Source organism: Nocardioides sp. Z40_12 (assembly GCF_058215795.1).
This window is the reverse complement of sequence record NZ_JBZAJA010000002.1, coordinates 274,917-296,748: the sequence shown is the minus strand read 5'-3', so window position 1 is coordinate 296,748 and position 21,832 is coordinate 274,917. Positions and strand designations below refer to the sequence as shown.

Sequence of the window (21,832 nt, the reverse complement as noted above, 5' to 3'; positions counted from 1 at the left end):
CAGTCTCGCAGGCCCCAGGTGGCGACCGCACTCCCGTGCCGGGGCCCCTCGGCCGTATGCGGCGGCCTACTCGCGCCGGAGCACCGGCCGCAGGGTCTCCAGCACCGCCTCGTCCTCGATGGTCGAGGGCACCGGGGCGTCCTTGCCGTCGGCGATCTCGCGCATCGTGCGGCGCAGGATCTTGCCGCTGCGCGTCTTGGGCAGCCCGCCCACCACGGTGACCTCGCGGAACGCCGCGACCGCGCCGATCTCGTTGCGGACCAGCTGGACCAGCTCCTCACGGACGTCGTCGGGGTCCTGCTCGACGCCGGCCTTGAGGACCACGAAGCCGCGGGGCAGCTGCCCCTTCATCGGGTCCGCCACGCCGATCACCGCACACTCGGCCACCGCGGGGTGGGCGGCGATGACCTCCTCCATCGCGCCGGTGGAGAGCCGGTGGCCGGCGACGTTGATCACGTCGTCGGTCCGCCCCATCACGTAGAGGTAGCCGTCCTCGTCGAGGTAGCCGCCGTCGCCGGAGAGGTAGTAGCCGGGATAGGTCGACAGGTAGGAGGAGACGTAGCGATCGTCGTCGCCCCACAGCGTCGGCAGGGTGCCGGGGGGCAGCGGGAGCCGCACGCAGATGGCGCCCTCCGTCCCCGCGGGGACCGGGTCGCCCTTGGGGTCCAGCACGACCACGTCGAACCCGGGCACCGGCACCGAGGGCGACCCGGCCTTGATCTCCAGCGGCTCGAGGCCGCGCAGGTTGGCCGCGATCGGCCACCCGGTCTCGGTCTGCCACCAGTTGTCCACCACCGGCACACCCAGCTTCTCCCCCGCCCAGCGCCAGGTCTCGGGGTCGAGCCGCTCCCCGGCCAGGAAGAGCGCCTGGAGCGTGGAGGTGTCGTGATCGGCGAGCAGGGCGGCGTCCGGGTCCTCCTTCTTGATCGCCCGGATCGCGGTCGGCGCGGTGAAGAGCGCCTTCACACCGTACTCGGCGACCACCCGCCAGAAGGCGCCGGCGTCCGGCGTCCCCACCGGCTTCCCCTCGTAGAGCACGGTGGTCGCGCCGTTGATCAGCGGGGAGTAGACGATGTAGGAGTGGCCCACCACCCAGCCCACGTCGGAGGCGGCCCACCAGACGTCGCCCTCCCCCACGTCGTAGACGTTGCGGAGCGACCACGCCATGGCCACGGCGTGGCCGCCGTGGTCGCGCACGATCCCCTTGGGCCGGCCGGTGGTGCCCGAGGTGTAGAGCACGTAGAGCGGGTCGGTGGCGGTCACCTCGACGCACTCGGCCGGCTCGGTGCGGCCCAGGCGCATGGCGAGGTCCCAGTCGAGGTCGCGCCCCTCGACCAGCGTCGCCTCCAGCTGAGGGCGCTGCTTGACCACCACGGCGGCCGGCGCGTGCTCGGCCAGCTCGAGCGCCCGGTCCAAGAGGGGCTTGTAGGCGATGGTGCGGCTGGGCTCGATGCCGCAGCTGGCGCTGACCACCACGGTGGGCGTCGCGTCGTCGATCCGCAACGCCAGCTCGTGCGGGGCGAACCCGCCGAAGACCACCGAGTGCACCGCGCCGATCCGGGCGCAGGCCAGCATGGCGATCACCGCCTCGGGGATCATCGGCATGTAGATGACCACGCGGTCGCCCTTGCCCACCCCCAGGTGGCGCAGCACGCCGCCGAACGCGGCGACCTCGGTGAGCAGCTCGGCATAGCTGAACCGGCGCTTGGTCCCGGTCACCGGCGAGTCGTAGATCAGGGCGTCGCGGTCGGCCGCCCCGCGCACCACGTGCCGGTCCAGCGCGTTGTAGCAGGTGTTGAGCGTGGCACCGGGGAACCACCGGTAGAACGGCGGCCGGTCGTCGTCGAGGATCCGGTCGGGCTTGGCGAACCAGTCGACCAGGCGGGCCTGCTCCCGCCAGAAGCCCTCGGGGTCCTCGATGGAGCGGGCGTACTCCTCGCGGTAGCCCATCAGACCAGCCCGTTCTCGGTGGTCGCGGCCGGCGGGGTGGGTTGGCGCAGCCACGCCCCGAAGAACTCGGTCAGGTCCTGCCCGCTGATCTGCGCGGCCAGTGCCTCGAACTCCTCCGAGGTCCCGTGGCCACCCGCCCGGTCCTGCAGCCAGGTCCGCAGCAGGGTCCAGAAGGCCGTCTCCCCGATCCGGTGCCGCAAGGCCTGGAAGGCCATCGCCCCACGGGTGTAGATCGCCTCGTCGAAGATGCGGCGGGGGCCGGGGTCGGCGATGTCGAGCGCCCAGAACTGCTGGTCGGCACCGAGCGCGCCGTGCTGCCGGGTGAGCCACGTCTGGGCCGCGCCGCCGCCGTGCCGCTCGGCGTAGCGCTGCTCCATGAAGGAGGCGGCGCCCTCGTTGAGCCAGATGTCGCGCCACCTCGGGATCGCGACCGAGTCGCCGAACCACTGGTGGGCCAGCTCGTGGACCAGCAGCCACTCCATGCCGCGGCCCAGCGCCGGGTAGGTCGGGCGGGTCTGGTTCTCCAGGGCGAAGCCGGGCGACAGGGAGGTCACCAGGCCGCCGGTGCTGGAGAAGGGGTACTCCCCCAGGTCCTGCTCGAGCTCCGCGACCACCTGCGGCGTCCGCCGCAGCATCCGCATCGACGCCCGCTGCTCCGCCTTCGGCAGCTGCCGGGAGACCGCCACGGCCCACGGCAAACCCTGGTGGGTCCCGGTGTCGACCCGGAACCTCCCGGCCGCGAAGAACGCCAGGTAGGACGCCATCGGCTCCTGGGCCACCCAGCGGACCCGGGTGGAGCCGCCGCGGGTGTCGGTGCCGACCCGGGTCCCGTTGGCGATCACCTGGTTGCCCTTCGGCACCGTGACCGAGATGGCGTAGGTCGCCTTGTCGGCGGGATGGTCGTTGGCCGGGAACCACCAGGGCGCCATGTGCGGCTGGTTCATGGCCACCACCTCGTGGGAGTCGGCGAGCCAGTTCGACTCGCCCGCGTACCTCTTGCGGCCGGGGAACCCGGCGTACTCCACCCTCACGCTCACCGGGGCCCCGGGCGCGAGCGCGGTGCGCGGGGTGATGACCAGCTCGTGCTTGCCGCTACGGCGGTGCTCGACCGCCTGTCCGTCGATCGTGACGGCGCTGACCGGGAGCAGGAAGTCGAGGTTGAAGCTCGAGAGCTCCGAGGTCGGGGCGATCGTCAGGGTGGTGTGGCCGCGGAGACGACCGCTGCCGAAGGCGTAGCGGTTGCGGATGTCGTAGTGCTGCACGTCGATCCCGCCGTTCCCGTCGAGCGGGAAGTAGGGGTCCCCGATCCCTGGTGCCCCGGGGACCGGGTCCGCGGCACGGTGCGCGGCTCCCGCCGTGGGGACCGCTCCGAGGGACAGGGCGAGGGCCGTCGTCACGGCGGCCGCGAGAGCCCGCCTCCGGCCGGTTCGGGGTGACCGAGTCATGCCGGTCAACGTACCGCGAAAATCGGTTGTCCACGCGTGGGGACGCCACCGATCATGGAGACGACCGGGGCGACGTGCGCCCAGCGAGAAACCCAGCGAGAAACCCGGCGAGAAGTCCGGCGAGAAGTGAGGAGGCGCGACATGTCCACGACTGTCCTCTGCCTGTCCGCAGACCACCTCACCCACCGCTGGAGACCCGCCCATGCCGTCGCACCCGGACCCGTCCACCCCTGAGCGTTCCCCGCTCCATCCCGACTTCGTCTTCGACTTCCGCGCCTACGACGAGCTCGACGACCCTGCCTGCCGCTGGTCCACCTGGCTGGAGGTGGAGCCCCTGATGCGTGGCCCCGAGCCACGCCCCGACTGGGTCGTGACCTCTCAGGGGGCGATCGACACCGACCTGGGCGTCCTGAAGACCGGCAAGGAGGCGGACGTGCACCTGCTGGAGCGCGCGGACCCTCACGAGCCGGGCAGCGGGGTGGTGATGGCGGCCAAGCGCTACCGCGACGCCCAGCACCGCTCGTTCCAGCGCGCCGCGGTCTACACCGAGGGCCGCACGACGAAGCGCTCGCGGGACGCGCGAGCCCTCAAGCGGGGGTCCACCTGGGGGCGGACCGTCGCCGCCGGAGAGTGGGCGCTCTCGGAGTGGGCCGCTCTGACCCGGTTCTGGGAGGCCGGGCTGCCGGTCCCCTATCCGGTCCAGGTCGACGGGACCGAGATCCTGATGGAGTGGATCGAGGTCGACGGGACGACGGCACCCCGCCTCGCCCAGACCAGGCCGGAGGTCGCCCTGCTCTCCCACTGGTTCGAGCAGCTCCGCGAGGCCATGGTCACGATGGTCCGCGCAGGGCTGGTCCACGGCGACCTCTCGGCCTACAACATCCTGGCGGCCGGCGAGCGTCTCGTGGTCATCGACCTGCCCCAGGTCGTGGACCTGGCGGGCAACGCCCAGGGCCCGGACTTCCTGCTGCGCGACTGTGCCAACCTCTGCCGGTGGTTCCGCTCCCGTGGGCTCGCCGTCGACGAGCACGACCTCTTCGGCGACCTGATGGGTCAGGCGTTCTGAGGAGGGGCGCCTGGCGGCTGCCCGGCACTCACTCCGAGGCGGCCAGCTGCCCGCACGCGCCGTCGATCTCGCGGCCCCGGGTGTCGCGCACCGTGGTGGGGATGCCCTTGGCCTCGAGACGACGGACGAACTCACGCTCGTCGCGCGGGTCCGAGGCGGTCCACTTCGAGCCCGGCGTCGGGTTGAGCGGGATCAGGTTGACGTGGACCCAGCCCCAGTCGCCGTAGGAGCTGAGGACGTCGCCCAGCAGGTCGGCCCGCTCGCCCTGGTCGTTGATGCCGCGCATCATCGCGTACTCGATGGAGACGCGGCGCTTGGTGGTGCGGGCGTAGTTCCAGGCGGCCTCGACCGTCTCGGCGACCGAGAAGCGGGTGTTGATGGGGACCAGCTCGTTGCGCAGCTCGTCGTCGGGAGCGTGCAGGGAGAGGGCCAGGGTGACCGGGATGCCCTCCTCGGCCAGCTGGTTGATCCGCGGGACGAGACCGACGGTGGAGACGGTGATGCCGCGGGCGCTCATCCCGAGCCCTGCCGGGGACGGATCGGTGAGGCGGCGGACGGCGCCGATCACGGCCTTGTAGTTGGCCAGCGGCTCGCCCATGCCCATGAAGACCACGTTGGAGAGACGACCCGGTCCACCGGGGACCTCGCCACGGTCCATGCTGCGCGCGGCGGCGACGACCTGCTCGACGATCTCGGCCGTGGACATGTTGCGCTGCAGGCCGCCCTGACCGGTGGCGCAGAAGGGGCAGGCCATCCCGCAGCCCGCCTGGCTGGAGACGCAGACGGTGGCGCGGTCCGGGTAGCGCATCAGGACCGACTCGACCAGGGCGCCGTCGAAGAGCTTCCACAGCGTCTTGCGGGTGGTGCCCTTGTCAGCCTCGAGGGTGCGCAGCGGGGTCATCAGCTTGGGCAGGAGCGCCGCCACCAACTCGTCGCGCTGCGTCGCGGGGAGGTCGGTCATCTGCGCCGGGTCGTCGACCAGGCGACCGAAGTAGTGGGTCGAGAGCTGCTTGGCACGGAAGGCCTGGAGCCCCAGCGAGGTCAGCAGCTCCTGGCGGCCTCCGAGATCGAGGTCGGCGAGGTGCCGCGGGGGCTTCTTGCGACCACGGGGCTCATCGAAGACGAGGGGCAGGAGCGGAGGTGTCTGGGACATCCCCACGATTCTCCCACTCCGACCGCCCCTCCCCCAATCAGGAGTCGGCCTGCACCATGAAGTAGAGGACCAGGGAGGCCACGCCCAGGACGACCAGCGCGGTCAGCACCATGCCCACGAACATGAACTGGGCGAACCGGCGGGTCCGGCGCCGCACCAGAAGTCCAGCGGGGACCAGCAGGGAGACGAGGACCAGCGGGAAGTACCGCTCCGCGGTCTCGTAGGGGAAGAGGAGCCGCAGCGCGGCCGCGAACGCACCGGGGACGGCGGTGACGAAGAGCATGCCGGCGAAGAAGCCGGTGATCGCTGCGAACGTGGGGTGGCTGCGGTGCCACCACTCGAGCGGCGAGCCCGCTCGCGTCGGGTGCGGACCCGTCTGCTCCCCGGGGTGCTGGTGGGCCTGCTCTGTGGTCATGGTCGCCCATCCTAGGTGTCGGGGCGCCGCGAGTGGGCGCGACAAGCCGGAGACCCGTGCACGGCGCCCGCACGGCGCCGCGCGACGGCTCAGAAGACCAGGTAGTGGAGCAGCAGCCAGGTCGGGGCGATCGTGGCCAGCAGCGAGTCGAGCCGGTCCATCAGCCCGCCGTGGCCCGGGATCACCTGGGACATGTCCTTGATCCCGAGGTCGCGCTTGATCACCGACTCGACCAGGTCGCCCAGGGTCGCCATCACGACCGTGATGAGCCCCAGCACCACCCCGACCCACCAGTCGCCCTCCAGGAGGTAGGTGACCAGGAACCAGCCGGCGGCGACGCAGGCGAGCGCCGAGCCGGCGAACCCCTCCCACGACTTCTTGGGCGAGATGACCGGTGCCATCGGGTGCTTCCCGAACAGCACGCCGGCGGCGTAGCCCCCGGTGTCGGAGGCCACCGTCACCAGGATGAACACGACGATGCCCTTCACCCCGTCGTCCCAGCGGGAGAAGTCGACCGTGCCGCCCTCGGAGAGCATCAGCCCCACGAAGGAGGCCAGGAAGGGCAGGTAGACCAGCACGAAGACCGAGGCGGTCGCGTTGCGCACGTAGCCATCGACCCCGCGGCGCAGCAACCACAACATGATCACCAGGGCCGAGACCGCGGTGGCGGTCACCAGGGCCGGCGCACCCCAGAAGTAGGCGACCAGCACCATCACCACGCCCCCGAGCATCAGGGGCTGCTCGGGCAGGTCGATCTCCTTGGCCAGGAAGCCGCGACGCAGCTCCCAGACGCCGACCACCACGGCGACCGCCACCAGCAGCATGAAGGCGGTCTTCCAGAAGTAGAGCGTGCCCGCCACGAGGGAGAGCAGGACGACAGCGGACGCCACGGCCGCCGGGAGGTTCCGCCCGGCCCGGCCGTGGTCCTTCTTCGGCTGTTCCGCCGACGTCGTGGTGGTGTTCATGGGAGGGCGCTCAGACCTCGAGCAGCTCGGACTCCTTCTTCTTCAGCATCTCGTCGATGTGGTCGGTGTGGGTCTTGGTCACGGCGTCGAGGCGCTTCTCGGCCCCGGCGACGTCGTCCTTGCCGACCTCGCCGTCCTTCTCGAGCTTCTCCAGGGCCTGCTTGGCGGTCCGGCGGACGTTGCGCACCGACACGCGTCCGTCCTCGGCCTTGCCCTTGGCGAGCTTGATGTACTCCTTGCGGCGCTCCTCGGTCAGCTCCGGGAAGGCACAGCGCAGCACCCGGCCGTCGTTGGAGGGGTTGACCCCGAGGTCGGAGTCGCGCACCGCCCTCTCGATCGCGTCCATGGCGCTCTGGTCGAAGGGCGCGATCAGGATGACCCGGGCGTCCTGGGAGGTGAAGGTCGCCAGGCTCTGGAGCGGGGTGGGCGACCCGTAGTAGTCCACGACGATCTTGTTGAACATGCTCGGGTTGGCGCGCCCGGCCCGAATCGTCGCGAACTCCTCGCGGGTCGACTCGACCGACTTGTCCATCTTCTGCTCCGCCTCGCGGAGGATGTCGCTGATCACGTCTGGATACCTACTCTCGGTGGAACGGTGGGACTGGCGTCCCGGTGGTGGTCGCGGGGCCGTCAGCCGTCCTGGCTGACCAGGGTGCCGATCTTCTCACCCTGCACGATGCGCAGGATGGCTCCCTCGTCCTCCATCCCGAAGACGATGAGGGGCATGTTGTTCTCCATGCAGAGCGCGAACGCCGTGGCGTCGGCCACCTTGAGGCCCTGCTGGAGTGCGTCGGAGAAGGTCAGGGTGTCGAGCTTGGTGGCCGTGGGGTCGGTGCGGGGGTCGGCGGTATAGACCCCGTCCACTCCCTGCTTGGCCATCAGCACGACCTCGCAGCGCGTCTCCAGCGCCCGCTGGGCGGCGACGGTGTCGGTGGAGAAGAACGGCATCCCGGCACCGGCCCCGAAGATGACCACGCGGCCCTTCTCCAGGTGGCGGATGGCGCGCCGCGGGATGTAGGGCTCGGCGACCTGGCCCATGGTGATCGCGGTCTGCACGCGGGTCTCGATGCCCTCCTTCTCCAGGAAGTCCTGGAGGGCCAGGCAGTTCATCACCGTGCCGAGCATCCCCATGTAGTCGGCCCGGGCCCGGTCCATCCCGCGCTGCTGCATCTCGGCACCGCGGAAGAAGTTGCCCCCGCCGACCACGATGCTGACCCCGACGCCGGAGCGGACCACGGCGGCGATCTGGCGGGCGACCTTCGAGACGACGTCCGGGTCGACCCCGATGCGTCCGCCTCCGAAGACCTCTCCGGAAAGCTTGAGCAGGACACGGGAGTACGCCGTCACGCGAGATCCTTTCGGCGGGAGGTGATGCGGGGACACGCGAAGGCCGGTCCGATGGTCATGTGTCGATCCACCGAACCGGCCTCCTCGTCGTTGCTGCTAGCCGAAACCCTATCGGGTCAGGCGCCGACCTCGAACCGCGCGAAGCGGGTGATCGTCACGCCGGCGGCGTCGAGGACCGCCTTGACGGTCTTCTTGTTCTCGGTGACCGAGGGCTGCTCCAGCAGGACGACGTCCTTGAAGAAGCCGTTGAGCCGGCCCTCGGTGATCTTGGCGATCGCCTGCTCGGGCTTGCCCTCCTCACGCGAGGTCGCCTCGGCGATCTCGCGCTCCTTGGCCACGATGTCGGCGGGGACGTCCTCGCGGGTCAGGTACTGCGGGCGCATGGCCGCGATCTGCATCGCGGCGCCGCGCGCGGCGGCCTCGTCGTCACCGGTGTACTCGACCAGGACCCCCACGGCCGGCGGCAGGTCGGCGGCGCGCTTGTGCATGTAGGCCACCACCTTGCCGTCGAAGTGGGCGACCTGACCGAGCTCGATCTTCTCGCCGATGGTGATGGCCAGACCCTCGACCACCTCACCGACCGTCTTGTCGCCCAGCGACACGGCCTTGAGGGCCTCGGGGTCGCTCGCCTTGGCCGCGTCGGCGGCGTCGGCGATCTTCTGGGCGGTGGCGACGAAGTCGTCGTTCTTGGCGACGAAGTCGGTCTCGGACTTCAGCTCGAGCAGCGAGCCGCCCGAGTGGGCGACCAGGCCGGCCGAGGTCTCGCGCTCGGCGGCCCGGTTGGCCGCCTTGGCGGCACCCTTGACGCGGAGCAGCTCGACGGCCTTTTCGAAGTCACCGTCGGTCTCGGTGAGCGCCTTCTTGCAGTCCATCATGCCGGCGGAGGTGAGCTCACGGAGCTTCTTGACGTCGGCTGCGGAGAAGTTAGCCATGTTCCTTCTTCCTCGAGTTCGGTTGGTCTCGCTGCGGGAGCGAGAGGGTCAGGCCTGCTCGGCGGGCGCAGCCGCCTCGGTGGCCTCGGCAGCCGGAGCCTCGGTGGCCTCGGTGGCGGGGGCCTCGGTGGCCTCGGTGGCGGGGGCCTCGGTGGCCTCGACGGCGGCACCGGTCGACTCGGAGGCCGGGGTGTCGTCGGTCGAGGAGTCGCCACCGGTCGCCTCCACGGCGGCCTTGTCGGCCTCACCGGAGAGCAGCTCGCGCTCCCACTCGGCCAGCGGCTCGCCCGCGGCGACGGTCTCGCCGGAGCCGGCCCCGGTCTTGGCGCCGGAGCGGGCGATGAGGCCCTCGGCCACGGCGTCGGCGACCACGCGGGTCAGCAGGCCCACGGCGCGGATCGCGTCGTCGTTGCCCGGGATCGGGAAGTCGACGACGTCGGGGTCGCAGTTGGAGTCGAGGATGCCGACGATCGGGATGCGCAGCTTGCGCGCCTCCTCGACGGCCAGGTGCTCCTTGTTGGTGTCGACGATCCACACCGCGGAGGGGGTGCGGGTCATCTCGCGGATGCCGCCGAGCGACTTGTTGAGCTTGTCGCGCTCGCGGCGCATCTGCAGCAGCTCCTTCTTGGTGCGGCTGCTGCCCGCCACGTCGTCGAAGTCGATCTCGTCGAGTTCCTTGAGGCGGTTGATCCGCTGGTGCACGGTCTGGAAGTTGGTGAGCATCCCGCCGAGCCAGCGCTGGTTGACGTAGGGCATGCCGACGCGGGTCGCCTGCTCGGCGATCGCCTCCTGGGCCTGCTTCTTGGTGCCCACGAACATGATCGTGCCGCCCTTGGCCACCGTCTCCTTGATGAAGGCGTAGGAGCGGTCGATGTAGGCCAGCGACTGCTGCAGGTCGATGATGTAGATGCCGTTGCGCTCGGTCATGATGAAGCGCTTCATCTTGGGGTTCCAGCGACGGGTCTGGTGCCCGAAGTGGACGCCGCTCTCGAGCAGCTGGCGCATGGTCACGACTGCCATGGTGTTCTCCTGTGTCGGTGCAGGCACCCGGTCGCCGCACCTGCCTGGCGGCGGCGCTGCTGGGCCCTGCGTATGGTTTTCAGTTCACTGCCGCCGACGGGTGCCGGTGGCCCTGACGCTCACGCGCGATCCGACCCATCCCTCGCGGGGTGGGACCGAGGATCGGCGCCCGCGGGCGGAGGGGCCTCAGAAGAAGACGACCCCGTCGCGGTCTGCGAGCGTGCGAAGTCAGCCCATGCGGGCTGCTGTGACCAGACTAGTTCACCTGGACGGTCCCGGGCCAATCGCAGCCGCTGGCCCTCCACAGGGCAGGCAGCCGACCCCTCCTTCCCCAGCCCGTTCCGCTACCGGCACCCCGGAGCGCCACGGCGGCGCAGGATCGGCCCATGACCCTGACGACCACCGCCCTCGGCGCCGCCGCCCTGGGTCTCCTGCTCGCGCCACTCGCCTCACTGGCCCCGGTGGATCCGGCGGCCCCGCCGGCCCCGCTCGGCCCGCCGGCCCCCTCCGCCCCGGACGGCGGCGGGCAGGAACCGCCCCCGGGCAGCTGGCCGCTCGACCCCGCGCCCGCGGTGCACCAGCGCTTCGACCCGCCCGACCACCCCTGGGAGTCCGGCCACCGCGGCGTCGACCTGGCCGGAGGGCCGGGGCAGTCGGTCGTCTCCGCACTGCCGGGCCGGATCACCTTCGCCGGCCGGGTCGCGGGGAAGCCCGTCGTGGTGGTCGCCCACGGCCCCACCCGGACGACCTACGAGCCGGTGGTCCCCCTGGTCCGGGTCGGCGACCAGGTCTCGAGCGGGGAGCGGATCGGGTTGCTGACGCTCCCCTTCTCCCACTGCTACCCGGCCGCCTGCCTGCACTGGGGTCTGCGGCGGGGCGCGGACTACCTCGACCCGCTCTCCCTGGTGGGTGCCTCGGCGGGTGTCCGCCTGCTCCCCCTCACGGACCTGCGGGCGACGCGGTAGCCCCGCCCGGGTGCCTTCAGGCCTTCAGTCCCGCGTGCCCTCAGGCCCGCGGGTGGGCCTGGCGGTAGGCCTGCCTGAGCCGGTCGGTGGTGACGTGCGTGTAGAGCTGGGTGGTCGACAGCGACGCGTGACCCAGGAGCTCCTGAACCGAGCGCAGATCGGCTCCCCCCTCCAGCAGGTGGGTGGCCGCGGTGTGCCGCAGGCCGTGCGGACCCATGTCCGGGGCCCCGGGCACGCCCCGCAGGTGGGCGTGGACGGTCGTGCGCACCCGCCGCGGGTCGATGCGCCCTCCTCGTGCGCCGAGGAAGAGCGCGGGGCCGGACCCTGGCCCCACCAGGGCGGGCCGTCCCTGGGCGAGCCAACGTCGGAGCGCCTCGGCCGCGGGCTGCCCGTAGGGGACGACCCGCTCCTTGCGGCCCTTCCCCAGCACCCGCAGCACGCGGCGGTCGGCATCCAGGTCGTCCACGTCGAGGCCCACCAGCTCACCCACCCGGATGCCGGTGGCGTAGAGCACCTCGAGGATCGCCGCGTCGCGCAGCCCGAGGGGGTCCAGGTCCTCGGCGCGGCGGGCGGCGACCGTCATCAGGTCGGCGGCCTCGTCCGCCCGGAGCACGGAGGGCAGGCTGCGGTCGAGCTTCGGGGACAGCAGCGACGCCCCGGCGTCCGCGCCGGTCCGTCCGGTGCGGGAGAGCCAGGCGGTGAAGACCCGCACGGCGCTGGCGCGCCGGGCCACGGTCCGCCGCGCCATGCCCGTCGTCTGCTGCTTGGCCAACCAGCTGCGCAGGACCCTCAGGTCGATCTCGTCCAGCTCCTGGAGGCCTAGGCGCCGGGCGTGCTCGAGCATCCCGGCGATGTCGCGGAGGTAGGCCCTGACCGTGTGGGCCGAGAGGTCGCGCTCGGAGACCAGGTGCCGCTCGTAGTCGGCCAGCGTCCGCGCCCAGCCCTCCGGCAGGTCGGGGTCCTCGACCTGCTCCGTCATGCTCCGATCCTAGGAGCCGGCGGCCGCCCGGTGCGTCAGGCTCGCGCGAGCCCACCGAGGCGCCATCCCTCCGGGGCCCGGTGCACCAGCCCTTTCTCCTCGAGCGTCATCAGCGCGCGATAGACCTCCCGCACCCCGATCCCCGCCGTGCGGGCGATCGAGTCGGTCCCGGCCGGGCGGGCGACCGGGACGGCGTCCAGCACCTGGCGGTGCCGGCCGGTCAGCAGGTCCCGGGGGCGCGGTGACGCACGCGGCGTCTCGACCAGGTGCTCCCCCGGCCTGCCCAGGAGCTCCAGGACGTCGTGTCCACCGGTGACCAGCACGGCCGCGCCGGACCTGATCCGCTCGTGCACTCCCTGCGACTCGGCTGCGGTGACCGGACCCGGCACCCCCATCAGCGGGCGGTTGAGCCGCTCGGTCCAGGTCGCGGTGCTCAGCGCGCCGCTCCGGATCGCCGCCTCCACCACGACCGTCCCGCGGGCCAGGGCCGCGATGATCCGGTTCCGGGCCAGGAAGCGGGTGCGCATCGGCGAGCATCCGGGTGCGGTCTCGGAGACGACGGCACCGACCTCGGCGATGTGGTCGATCAGCTCGCGGTGCGCCGCCGGGTAGGCGCGGTCCGCACCGCAGGCCAGCACCGCGATGGTCGCGCCGCGCACCGAGAGGGCCCCCCGGTGCGCGGCCTGGTCGATCCCGAACGCGGCCCCGGAGACCACGCAGAAGCCCGCGCGGGCGGTCATCGCGCAGAGCTCCCTGGCCGCCAGCTCGCCGTACCCGGTCGAGCTGCGGGACCCGACGACGGCGACGCCCTCGCCCAGCGCGTCGAGCCGGGCCCGGCCCCGCACCCACAGACCCAGGGGCACCCCGCCACGCTCGTGGACGGTCCCGGCGGCGGCCAGGCCGTCGAGGCCGGTGGGCCACTCCTCGTCGCCCGGCACCACGAAGCGCAGCCCGCCCCGCGCCGCCCGCTCCAGCTCGGCCTCCGGGTCCAGCGAAGCCAGCCGGGCGGCCACGTCGACGCCCACGGCGGCGCTCCCAGTGCCGCTCCCGGTGGCTCTCCCGGTGGCACCCGCACGTGCTCCCGGGCCGGGCACCGACGGCTGCGACAGGAGAAGGTCCCTGACCCGCGCGGCGCCCAGCTCGGTGACCAGGCCCGCGAGCCGCGGATCCCCGGGCTCCCCCAGCCTGCTCAGCGCCACCCGGGCGAGCCGCTCCTCCTCCGTGGCGCTCACCGCGGCGCCGCCATGCTGGCGGCCTTGAGCGGCTCGCCCGTCCGCAGGCGCAGGGCGGTGTCGACGTCGTCGTCGCCCGGGGCGGGCCTGCCCCGCAGGTCGGCCACCGTCCAGGCCATCCGGTGCACCCGGGTGGCGCCGCGCCGGGTGAGCCTCGCGGCGAGCAGCGCGTCGTCGAGCAGGCGCTGGCCTCCCGGCGGCAGGGGCCACTCCGCGCGCAGGACGTGCCCGGGGACCTGACCGTTGAGCCGCCAGCCCCGTCCGGCGTAGCGCTCGGCCTGACGCGCGCGGGCCGCCGCCACCCGGCTGCGGACGAGCGCGGAGCTCGCCGGGGCCTCCAGGTGGTCGCCCGCGCCGGTGCGCACCGGAGGCACGTGGCGCGAGATGTCGATCCGGTCGGTGATCGGGCCAGACACCTTGCGCCGGTACTCCCGGCGGGCGACCTCCTGGCACTCGCACCGGTTCTGCCCGGCCGTGGGGTGGTACTCCCCGCAGGGACACGGGTTCGCAGCCAGCACGACCATGCCCCGCGCCGGGAAGACCGCGGCCTCCTCACCACGCACCACCCTGATCTCGCCGCTCTCCAACGGCTGGCGCAGGGCGTCGATGACGTCGGCCCGGAAGAGCGGGAACTCGTCGAGAGATAACACTACTTATCCCACTACTGGCAATGCACGACCCCCGGAGACTGTTCTCCGGGGGTCGTGTTGCGTTCGGCGCAGGTGCGGCGGGTCGGAACCAGACTGCTCCGCACCTTCGATCCCTTGTCCGGCTGAAAGGGTGAAAGGGCCGGGGGCGACGTTGACGCCGGGCTACATGGCGCGCCTCCGGTAGCGGTTGAGCACGGCGAGCTCGGCCAGGGTCCAGCCTGAAACGATCTGGTAGCTGACCGTCGCATCGTCGATGCCTTGGGCGCGCAGAGACTGCGGATTATGTGCCGTGCGGGCCGTGGTGGACACGATCACCGCGGCCAGCTCGTCGTTGGGCTCGTCGTCCGCGTCGAAGCCGTTGCCTCGGGTGTAGGCGCGGACCATCGCCTTGGTGACGGGTAGGTGTGCTTCGGCGGTGGCGGAGATCGTCGCGTTCGTCGGTGACCCGGAGTATGCGGCGACGTCCTGGCCGGTGGGCATCATCAGATGGTGATCCCGGTCAGCTTCACCACGGCGTCGTCGTTGAGCGGGGCGACGTCGTAGCGGGAGACGACCCGCAGTGCCTGCTGGTCGTAGTCGGCGAAGGTCTGGTCGAGCACCTTGACCGATGGGGCGAGGTCGCGGGCTACGACGATCTGGGAGAAGTCGGCCAGAACGATGTTGCCGGTGTCCGGGGTGCCGGTCGTGGTGGGGATTCGGTTCGTCACGATGACGGGCTTGCCGAAGATGACGTAGCCCCCTGCCTTAGTGGGATCGGGCTGGAGCACGTAGGCGTTTGAGCCGGTCCCGGTCTTGATCTTGCGGAGCACGGTCAGCTCGCGCGAGGTCATGGCCCACTTGAGCGCGGCCGGGTTGACGTCGGCGGACAGGGCCTTGTCCTCGGCGTCGAGCAACTTGTCCAGGGTGAGCGTCCCGACTGCGGAGACGGTCTGGCCGGCATAGCTCAGGATGCCCTGCGGGAGCGTCTTGCTCGCCCCGTTGGAGGCTCCCCAGAACTGGGCGTCGATCGTGTCGGCGACGTCCTTCACGAGCCGCTCGCGGAGGGCGGCGTCGAGGGAGATCACAGACTGGCGGCTGAGCTCGTTGGAGAAGCGGGTGAGGGTCTTGACGGACTTGATCGTGCTGGGCAGGAGCTCGATCTCGTCGAAGGTCGGGTCGACCTCGGGAGCGATCTGCTCGTTTTCCCCGAACCAGGCCGGGGAGGTCGCGGCTCCGAGCTTCGGAAGGCGCAGGGGGCCAGCGGTGTCGATGATGCGGACGCCTGCGCTGAGGAAGGTCGAGACGGCTTCCAGCGGCTTCACGAGGATGCGCTGGACCTGCTCGGTGGTGAGCTCGGGGGCGGTGGTGGTGGAGACGGCCATGAGTGTGGCTCCGTTCGGATGAAGGGGTCTAGGACCGCTTCTCCGTCAGGGAGCCAGCGAGAGGGACGGCCGCCAGGACCGCCCCTCTCACTATACCCTAGGGGGTATCAGATAGTTCCTACGCGCCCACGGGTTGACGGCGGGTTTGGCATGGCTCCGACGACCGCCGCGTATGCCTTGGCGAGGCTTTCGAGACCTTCTGTGCTCCGGTCGTTAGCGGTAGGCGCTTCGCTTTTGATCGCGGTCAGGAGCGCCTCTGCAGTCTCGTGTGAGAGATCCTTGTTCGTACTTCCGTCGGCCATGTCGTCTTGCCTTTCAGGTTGCGTTGCGCCGGAGCATTCCGGCCAGGTCGACGAAACTGTCTCCCCCGGTGACACCCTGCCCGACGTCTCCGACAACGCGACGTGATCTCAGGTGGGGCTTGCGGGTCACGAGCTCGTCGATCGCGTCGGTGAGGGCTTCGGCATCGGTCAGGTGGGTCTCGTCGAAGGTGAGGTCGGCCGGGTCGGCCAGGCGACCGGTAGCGGCCACCAGGGCGACGTGCAGACGCTCGGCCAGGGTGTCCCGGTCTGCTGCCTTGGTGCGGTATTTGGCGGCTTCGTCGCGGAGTTTGGCGACGTACTCGCGCGGGAAGGTCTCGGGGTCCTGCTCGGCTTGCTCGGTGGTGTTCGGATCGAGTTGCTCGTCTTCGGTGGTCTCGTCGGGGATCTGGGCTTCGGTCATGGTGGTTCCTTTCATCGGGTGACGGGTTCGGGGTGACAGGTGCACCCCTTGTGGGTGGGCATCGGGTGGTCGGCCGGCCAGGTTTGCCCACCACGGCTCCACCATTGACAGAGCTGGCAGGCGGACCCGGAGATCCCGCGTCGCCAACCGGTGACGTGCCGGGAACGGGCGATGCCTTCGCTGTAGGCGCGTGCGGCGGCTTCCTGCCCTTCGGCGCGGGCGAGCCGTTCCCACCGGGCCAGGGACACGTCTTGAGCCGCGAGAAGGGTGCGGGCGGCCTTCCTAAGCCGCTCGGTGTCGTCGGCCGGCCGGGTGATCCCCAACGGGGCTACCGGGGTACGGAGCCGGATCGTAAGGGCGGCGGCCAGGGACAGGTCTGCCAGTGCGGAGGCAGTGCCGTTGCCTGCGGTGATGAAGGCGGCGACCACTGCGGCCAGTGCGTCGGCTGTGATGACTCCGGCCTCATGGGCGGCCACAGCGGCGGTGACCTGGGCCGCGGTCGCGGTGACGGTCTCCTCGAGGGCGTCCTGATACGTCATGACGCCTCCTGCCTGGGCAACAGAGCGGTGATGTTGACTCCGGCGGTGTCGAGGGCTTCGGCGCGGCGTGCGTTGCGGATCTCGGCGATCTGGTCCTCGGTGTACCCGAGTCGGGCCAAGGCGGCGGAGGCGGGCAGCAGTCCGGCTCCGTAGAGCTTCACGATCGCGTCGGCCTCCTGGGCAACCGAGCGGGTGGCGGCGTCGGCCCACGTCACCCGGACGTTGACCGCGGCCGGGTCGATGCCTTCGCGGACGGCCACGATCAGCCGTGCGACGTCCTCCCAGCTCCGGCCGAAGGTGGCTTGCCGGGATTCCGCGCGGGCGGTCAAGGATGCCTCGGAGGCACGGAGGGCGTCGGCGGACGCGGGGTTGTCGGTGAACACTCCGACGTAGTGCGAGGGCAGCGCGGAGACGGCCATGATCTGACCGAGCAGGACACGGGTCGCGGCTTCGTATCCGGCGAGGTCGGCGGAAGGAAGCTGACCGAACTTCGCGTCGGGGTTCTCCGAGATCATGGCGCGGTTGCCTTCGGGGATCGGGTTCACCGCCTCGCCGGTCTCGTCCTCTTCCAGCTCGATCCCGGTCGCCCAACGTCGCGGCCTGCCGACGTACTCACTCGTGGTCATGAGGTCGGCCAGCACCTTGTTCAGTGCGTCGCACAGCGGCATTAGGTCATCGAGCTCGGAGGCACCGGGCGAGAGCAGCCGGTCGCCGTTTCGGAATGCCACCACGGGCACGGTCCCGAGCGGGTTGCGGATCGTCTCGACCACTCGGAACCCGGTCGTGGTGGCACCGGGGACGTCCGAGCGGAGCCGGGTGATCTGGTCGCGTTCGTAGAGCACGGCCTCGGTCGTGGTGGCGGTCTCCCAGCGCTTGAGCGCAGCGACGATGCGCCGGGAGCCGGGGTCGGTCAGCACGGACACCTGCCGGGCGGACTCGACGGTCACCCGCGGGGAGCCGTCGGGGCGTCCCCACACGATGACGTAGCCGGTTCCCAGTGCGAGGGCTTCGCGGTGGACCGTGCCGGAGAGCTGGTCGAGATCGTTGGCGATCCAGTCGGGCCACACGTCGGCCCCGGTGAAGCCGGTCACCCGGAGCCGTTCGGCCAGGGCGGTCACGGCCAGCCGGGGAATGTTGGAGGCCATGCGACCGAAGCGGGTTCCCAGCGCGGTCTTGGCCTCGGGGGCGAGGAAGGCTAGCGGTTGGTGGCCTTCGTAGTAGAGATCTAGTTCGTTGAACCGGGCGCTGGACTCGTCGAGTCGCTGAGCCAGCGTGGTCAGTAGGTCAGTGGTCACTTGAAGCTCCGTGTTCTCTTGCGGGTGCGGCGGGTTGCGCGCCAGGTGGCGCGGCTGTGTGCCATGACCAGACAGGCGGCCAGGTCGATCTTTCGAGCCGTGCGGGAGCGGGAGACCTTCGCCAGCCGCATCCCTCGGGCGTCCTCTGAGATCACGGCGGCTGCCACGTGCGAGGCCAGCCTCGGGTCTCCCGAGTGGGTCATCTGGGCGTTGGTAGCGGCGGAGTAGAGATCCGTGGTCGCGGCCGTCAAGCGGGACGGCGAGTGCGGGAACTCCACGACCGGCAGCCGTTCGGCCTCTAGGGCTTGCAGGGTTCTAGTCCAACGAAACGGGTCCGCGATGATCTCCACGACCTGCCAGCGGCGGCAGGCATCCCGGATCGTCTGCTCGACCGCGGCCACCGGCACCCGATACGACTCATCCCCTACCGGGCGCTCCCAGACGGCCAGCACGTCGAAGTGCGGCTCCGGGGAGACCGTCGCCAGCAGTAGCGCGGTGGTGTCGTCGGAGAAGCTCCCGTCCAAGGCGACCACAACCTCGGCGCCATCGGGGATCCGTTCGCCGGTGTTGAGGGAGTCCCAGACCCCAGCGGGGAGAAAGGCTCCGTCGGTGTCGGTGGCGAACTGGCAGAGCCGGGCACGCCTAAAGGTCGCCTCCCGCGTCTTGGGCGGCAGGAGAGCGGCTAGGGCGTCACGGTGCAGGAAGTCATCCAGTGCCGGGTTAGCCAACTCCCAGCAGTGCTCACAGTCGGCCGGGTGGTCGGTGAACGCAGCGGCGGAGAACTCCCGCCACACGAACGAGGGATCGTCAGGGTTCTCCAGCGCGTACCTCCGCATGTCGGCCAAGACGTTGTTGTGCGGGTCGGGGCCAGGAGTGCCGATCCCGATCAGCGTCGACTGCTCCCGCTTGCCCTGGGCCAGCGCCAGGACCTCGTAGGTGTCTCGGGACACCACGCCGATCTCGTCGAGGATCGCGGTGGTGAAGTCGAGCCCTTCCAGCCGCTTCGGCTCGGCGGGCAAACACACGAAGGAAGCGCCACGCTCGGGCACATAGAGCCGATCCTTGAAGACTTGGACACGCGCCAGGAGATCCGGGCTCAGCTCAACCATGCGGGCGGCGGTTCGAAACACAATCCCGGCCTGACGCTCGTCGGTGGCAGCCACGACAACGGAGGCGCCTTCGTCTCCGAGCATCAAGTCGTAGAGTCCCAGCGCGGCCACCAGAGTCGACTTGCCCTGACCCCGCGGCATCATCCAACCCGCCGTCCGGGGACGCGGGTCAGCGTCGAGGACAGACCCCACAAGCGCGAGTTGCCAGGGACGAAGACGCATCGGGGAGAGCGCGCCCGATCCCTTCGGTGTGACGATGAACTTCTGACAGAACGCTCCGAAGCGAACCGAGCCAGTCGAGCGCGGTCGGAAAGGGAGTGGACTTCCGTCAACGGCCGCCTTCGGTCCGGCCCTCATGCGAGACTCCGGCCGTGACTATCGAGATCGTGCGGACCGTGTCGTACCTTGCAGTTGGCTGTCTGGGCGTGGCCCTTGTGCTCTGGGCCGTTGCAGGATTCGTCGCAAAGGGCGCAGATAGCGTCAAGGGCTGGCAGATTGCTGCGAGCGTAGCCTTGACCGTCGGTGCCTTTGTGAGTGCCGTCGCGGGCGTCATGAGCACCTACGTGGGCTGATCCCGACTCGGAGGAAACAGCCGCCGCGAGTGCGGCCTTCATGACAGGCTCCCGTCATGGCTACCCCTGACATGGATGCTCGGATCGAGCGAGGGATCTCCCTTCTGACGGCGCATCTCAGCCGAGACCCCAGCTCCGGTGCCTTCGACTGGGAGAGCTTCCGTGCGGTGCTCGGATCGCCCGTGACGGACGACGACCTGATCGGCGCGCTCAGCGACATGCTCATCGCGGCGGAGCTGGTCATGCTCACCTATCAGGTGAAAACCGACGTCCGGCCGATCGAAGTTCTGCGGGAGGTCGCGGTCTACAGACAGGGGAAGCGGGAGGGCACCGCCGGAGAGTGACGGGGATTGCGCCTTGGCCCACCGTCCCGCTTCGTCGTCGATGGGGCGTTCCCCGTGGGTGCTGGCGCGCTCGGTTTCAGGGCGCGACGAGCCGCGACGAGTGTTGCAAGGTCCGCAGACCACTGCGACGTCTTCGAGCCTGATCGGCTTGCCCTCGGCCTTTCGCATCCAGGCGCTCGGCTTGTGGTCGCACGTCAGGTCTTCGGTGGTTCCGCAGTCCTCGCACCAGGGCTGAAGGAAGCGAGCTCGGAGGCTGAGCTTGTCCCAGGTCCGGTCGTAGCCACGAGCGCGAGCTGACCCCACCTGCTTCGCTCGGTGCTTCCTTCGATGCTCCGGGCAGCGGCTCGACGTCGACGGCTCTCCGCAGCCAGGTTCGATGCACGGCTTGTTCATCCAGCATCACCGAGCACCCGGTCATCGAGCAGGGCGGCCACGGCCTCGACATGAACGCAGTCATCATCCTCGGGACAGGCACAGTCGGTGGTCCAGTTGCCCCCGTTCCACTTCACCCGGACACCGTCGACGAGCGCGACAACGGCGGGCTTGTGGGTGGTGGCGCGGGCTCCGATGACACGGAGAAGCTTCACGGTCATGGGTTGCCTTTCGGGTGCGGGTTTGCGGGTGGTTGCGGTGGTGCAGAAAGAAGAGAGTGGGCAGGCTGAAACGTCACGTTTGATCCGTGACAAACCGGCCTAACGTCACGGTTTGACAGAGACGTTTCGCACCTAACGTCACGGTTAGTCCGTGACGCTGAGGGCCTCACGCGCCCCTCCTGATGTGGATAGGACAGGGCTTCGTAGGTCCGTCGGTTGGCCCCTTCCTGACGTCGTGAGCGGGCACGATCAGGCACATAGGGATGGACCCTGCACCGAGGAATCCGAGGTCGACGGCTTGCTTTACGGCCTCGGAGACACGCTGCCGAGAGAGCGGCACCACGGCGCCGGTCTCGTGGTCCAGGGCTCCCAGGACCAGGGCAACCTCACCCCGCTTGAACCGGGCGTGTCCGTCGTTGTCATGGCACCCGTAGGCCAGGGCCACCACTCGCAGCCACCTCGGCAGGCGACCGTTGCCGGAGCGCTCGTGCCACACGTCTTGGTAGTGCCGTGCCCAGGACTCAGACCGGGCTCTTGGCAGTCGGCGGGTCATGCGGCGCCCCCGACCCACTCGCGCCACTGGTGCTCGATGTCGTCCTCGACTCCGGGATCACGCCGAAAGCCAGTGCCGGTCCAGCGCTCGCGGTGGGAGTCTCGTCGCGCGAAGAACGCGGCGTCCTCGGCCTCTTTCTCGATTCGCCACAGAGCCTCTCTAGTGGCCTCGAGCTCGTAGCGCAGACGCTCGGCCAGCTCGTCCCCTTCGCGTGCCCAAGACTCTGCGGCCACGACGACGCTCGCAGTCTTTTCAGGGCCGTCAGGGAGTGCCAGCCACTCCGGGGAGCCGTAGCACGCCGGAGGCCGCTGAGAGCGTGTGATGAGGGCGTAAGCCCACGCACGGCGCATCTCGATCTCCCGGCCCATCAGGCGGGCCGTCCGGACGCCGCGGCGAGGGGATCGCCCTCGGTGATGACGACCTGCCATCCGCGTGCCTGACAGTTAGCGATCACATCATCGGCACGGGCAGGGGTCGTGCACCAGGCACGGGAGAGGCTCGACCACATCGGAGGCCGGCACGCCACTTCCATCAGGAGCTCGCGCGAGCCACGCCCTGCGATCGTCGCGAGATTGCGGTTCACGTAGTTCACCGTGATGAGGCGCGTCATCAGCCCACCGCGCC

Annotated in this window: 25 protein-coding genes; 4 read left to right on the top strand and 21 right to left on the bottom strand. The window is 70.5% G+C overall.

Annotated elements, in window-relative coordinates:
• Positions 1 to 66: 66 nt before the first annotated feature.
• Positions 67 to 1,950: a propionyl-CoA synthetase gene (locus tag AC4BG9_RS04620; protein WP_490569901.1), complete on the bottom strand. Its 1,884-nt coding sequence runs from the start codon at positions 1,948 to 1,950 to the stop codon at positions 67 to 69.
• A complete protein-coding gene (locus AC4BG9_RS04615) occupies positions 1,950 to 3,395 on the bottom strand; it encodes a M1 family metallopeptidase (RefSeq protein ID WP_490569900.1) in 1,446 nt (481 codons plus the stop codon). The genes AC4BG9_RS04620 and AC4BG9_RS04615 overlap by 1 nt, the downstream gene beginning before the upstream one ends.
• Positions 3,396 to 3,597: 202 nt before the next feature.
• Between AC4BG9_RS04615 and AC4BG9_RS04610 the strand changes: the two genes are divergently transcribed.
• Positions 3,598 to 4,461 (top strand): serine protein kinase RIO, encoded by an 864-nt coding sequence (locus AC4BG9_RS04610; protein ID WP_490569899.1) that lies wholly within the window; start codon positions 3,598 to 3,600, stop codon positions 4,459 to 4,461.
• Between the two features lie 28 nt (positions 4,462 to 4,489).
• On the opposite strand, the gene rlmN is transcribed toward AC4BG9_RS04610, so the two are convergent.
• From rlmN to rpsB, 7 genes are all read right to left on the bottom strand, one after another.
• The gene (gene rlmN, locus AC4BG9_RS04605; RefSeq protein ID WP_490569898.1) at positions 4,490 to 5,614 is read right to left on the bottom strand and encodes a dual-specificity RNA methyltransferase RlmN; all 1,125 of its coding nucleotides are present in this window, start codon (positions 5,612 to 5,614) and stop codon (positions 4,490 to 4,492) included.
• Between the two features lie 37 nt (positions 5,615 to 5,651).
• Complete coding sequence (locus tag AC4BG9_RS04600) at positions 5,652 to 6,029, bottom strand: hypothetical protein (RefSeq protein WP_490569897.1); 378 nt, start codon at positions 6,027 to 6,029, stop codon at positions 5,652 to 5,654.
• A gap of 89 nt (positions 6,030 to 6,118) precedes the next feature.
• Positions 6,119 to 6,994, bottom strand: coding sequence for a phosphatidate cytidylyltransferase (locus AC4BG9_RS04595; RefSeq protein WP_490569896.1), 876 nt, complete (start codon positions 6,992 to 6,994; stop codon positions 6,119 to 6,121).
• A 10-nt stretch (positions 6,995 to 7,004) separates the two neighbouring features.
• A complete protein-coding gene (gene frr, locus AC4BG9_RS04590) occupies positions 7,005 to 7,559 on the bottom strand; it encodes a ribosome recycling factor (protein ID WP_490570216.1) in 555 nt (184 codons plus the stop codon).
• 65 nt (positions 7,560 to 7,624) lie between these two features.
• Positions 7,625 to 8,341 (bottom strand): UMP kinase, encoded by a 717-nt coding sequence (pyrH, locus tag AC4BG9_RS04585; protein WP_490569895.1) that lies wholly within the window; start codon positions 8,339 to 8,341, stop codon positions 7,625 to 7,627.
• Between the two features lie 116 nt (positions 8,342 to 8,457).
• Entirely contained in the window at positions 8,458 to 9,273 is an 816-nt protein-coding gene (gene tsf / locus AC4BG9_RS04580; protein ID WP_490569894.1) for a translation elongation factor Ts, read from the bottom strand.
• A gap of 48 nt (positions 9,274 to 9,321) precedes the next feature.
• Positions 9,322 to 10,293: a 30S ribosomal protein S2 gene (rpsB, locus tag AC4BG9_RS04575; protein ID WP_490569893.1), complete on the bottom strand. Its 972-nt coding sequence runs from the start codon at positions 10,291 to 10,293 to the stop codon at positions 9,322 to 9,324.
• Between the two features lie 386 nt (positions 10,294 to 10,679).
• Here rpsB and AC4BG9_RS04570 point away from each other — a divergent pair, with 386 nt between their 5' ends.
• Positions 10,680 to 11,258, top strand: a complete 579-nt coding sequence (locus tag AC4BG9_RS04570; protein ID WP_490569892.1) for a peptidoglycan DD-metalloendopeptidase family protein — start codon at positions 10,680 to 10,682, stop codon at positions 11,256 to 11,258.
• 40 nt (positions 11,259 to 11,298) lie between these two features.
• Here the strand turns inward: AC4BG9_RS04570 and AC4BG9_RS04565 are convergent, their stop codons facing one another.
• The 9 genes from AC4BG9_RS04565 to AC4BG9_RS04525 all read right to left on the bottom strand — a co-directional run bounded on the left by AC4BG9_RS04565 (position 11,299) and on the right by AC4BG9_RS04525 (position 19,368).
• Positions 11,299 to 12,237, bottom strand: a complete 939-nt coding sequence (locus AC4BG9_RS04565; RefSeq protein ID WP_490569891.1) for a tyrosine recombinase XerC — start codon at positions 12,235 to 12,237, stop codon at positions 11,299 to 11,301.
• 35 nt (positions 12,238 to 12,272) lie between these two features.
• Positions 12,273 to 13,469 carry a DNA-processing protein DprA gene (dprA, locus tag AC4BG9_RS04560; RefSeq protein ID WP_490569890.1) on the bottom strand — a complete coding sequence of 399 codons (1,197 nt, stop codon included), beginning with the start codon at positions 13,467 to 13,469 and terminating at the stop codon, positions 12,273 to 12,275.
• Positions 13,466 to 14,119: an ATP-binding protein gene (locus tag AC4BG9_RS04555; RefSeq protein WP_490569889.1), complete on the bottom strand. Its 654-nt coding sequence runs from the start codon at positions 14,117 to 14,119 to the stop codon at positions 13,466 to 13,468. The genes dprA and AC4BG9_RS04555 overlap by 4 nt, the downstream gene beginning before the upstream one ends.
• A 162-nt stretch (positions 14,120 to 14,281) precedes the next feature.
• Complete coding sequence (locus tag AC4BG9_RS04550) at positions 14,282 to 14,599, bottom strand: hypothetical protein (RefSeq protein ID WP_490569888.1); 318 nt, start codon at positions 14,597 to 14,599, stop codon at positions 14,282 to 14,284.
• A gap of 2 nt (positions 14,600 to 14,601) precedes the next feature.
• Complete coding sequence (locus tag AC4BG9_RS04545) at positions 14,602 to 15,480, bottom strand: phage major capsid protein (RefSeq protein WP_490569887.1); 879 nt, start codon at positions 15,478 to 15,480, stop codon at positions 14,602 to 14,604.
• A gap of 315 nt (positions 15,481 to 15,795) precedes the next feature.
• A complete protein-coding gene (locus AC4BG9_RS04540; protein ID WP_490569886.1) occupies positions 15,796 to 16,203 on the bottom strand; it encodes a hypothetical protein in 408 nt (135 codons plus the stop codon).
• Positions 16,204 to 16,214: 11 nt separating this feature from the next.
• The gene (locus AC4BG9_RS04535) at positions 16,215 to 16,742 is read right to left on the bottom strand and encodes a hypothetical protein (protein ID WP_490569885.1); all 528 of its coding nucleotides are present in this window, start codon (positions 16,740 to 16,742) and stop codon (positions 16,215 to 16,217) included.
• Complete coding sequence (locus AC4BG9_RS04530; RefSeq protein WP_490569884.1) at positions 16,739 to 18,037, bottom strand: phage portal protein; 1,299 nt, start codon at positions 18,035 to 18,037, stop codon at positions 16,739 to 16,741. The genes AC4BG9_RS04535 and AC4BG9_RS04530 overlap by 4 nt, the downstream gene beginning before the upstream one ends.
• The gene (locus AC4BG9_RS04525; RefSeq protein ID WP_490569883.1) at positions 18,034 to 19,368 is read right to left on the bottom strand and encodes a terminase large subunit domain-containing protein; all 1,335 of its coding nucleotides are present in this window, start codon (positions 19,366 to 19,368) and stop codon (positions 18,034 to 18,036) included. The genes AC4BG9_RS04530 and AC4BG9_RS04525 overlap by 4 nt, the downstream gene beginning before the upstream one ends.
• A gap of 149 nt (positions 19,369 to 19,517) precedes the next feature.
• Between AC4BG9_RS04525 and AC4BG9_RS04520 the strand changes: the two genes are divergently transcribed.
• Complete coding sequence (locus AC4BG9_RS04520) at positions 19,518 to 19,718, top strand: hypothetical protein (RefSeq protein WP_490569882.1); 201 nt, start codon at positions 19,518 to 19,520, stop codon at positions 19,716 to 19,718.
• Positions 19,719 to 19,774: 56 nt separating this feature from the next.
• A complete protein-coding gene (locus AC4BG9_RS04515; protein ID WP_490569881.1) occupies positions 19,775 to 20,062 on the top strand; it encodes a hypothetical protein in 288 nt (95 codons plus the stop codon).
• 389 nt (positions 20,063 to 20,451) lie between these two features.
• Here AC4BG9_RS04515 and AC4BG9_RS04510 read toward each other — a convergent pair whose 3' ends face one another.
• The 3 genes from AC4BG9_RS04510 to AC4BG9_RS04500 all read right to left on the bottom strand — a co-directional run bounded on the left by AC4BG9_RS04510 (position 20,452) and on the right by AC4BG9_RS04500 (position 21,818).
• Positions 20,452 to 20,655, bottom strand: a complete 204-nt coding sequence (locus AC4BG9_RS04510; protein ID WP_490569880.1) for a hypothetical protein — start codon at positions 20,653 to 20,655, stop codon at positions 20,452 to 20,454.
• 549 nt (positions 20,656 to 21,204) lie between these two features.
• Positions 21,205 to 21,576, bottom strand: coding sequence for a DUF2742 domain-containing protein (locus tag AC4BG9_RS04505; protein ID WP_490569879.1), 372 nt, complete (start codon positions 21,574 to 21,576; stop codon positions 21,205 to 21,207).
• Positions 21,576 to 21,818, bottom strand: coding sequence for a hypothetical protein (locus tag AC4BG9_RS04500; RefSeq protein ID WP_490569878.1), 243 nt, complete (start codon positions 21,816 to 21,818; stop codon positions 21,576 to 21,578). The genes AC4BG9_RS04505 and AC4BG9_RS04500 overlap by 1 nt, the downstream gene beginning before the upstream one ends.
• Positions 21,819 to 21,832 lie beyond the last annotated feature (14 nt).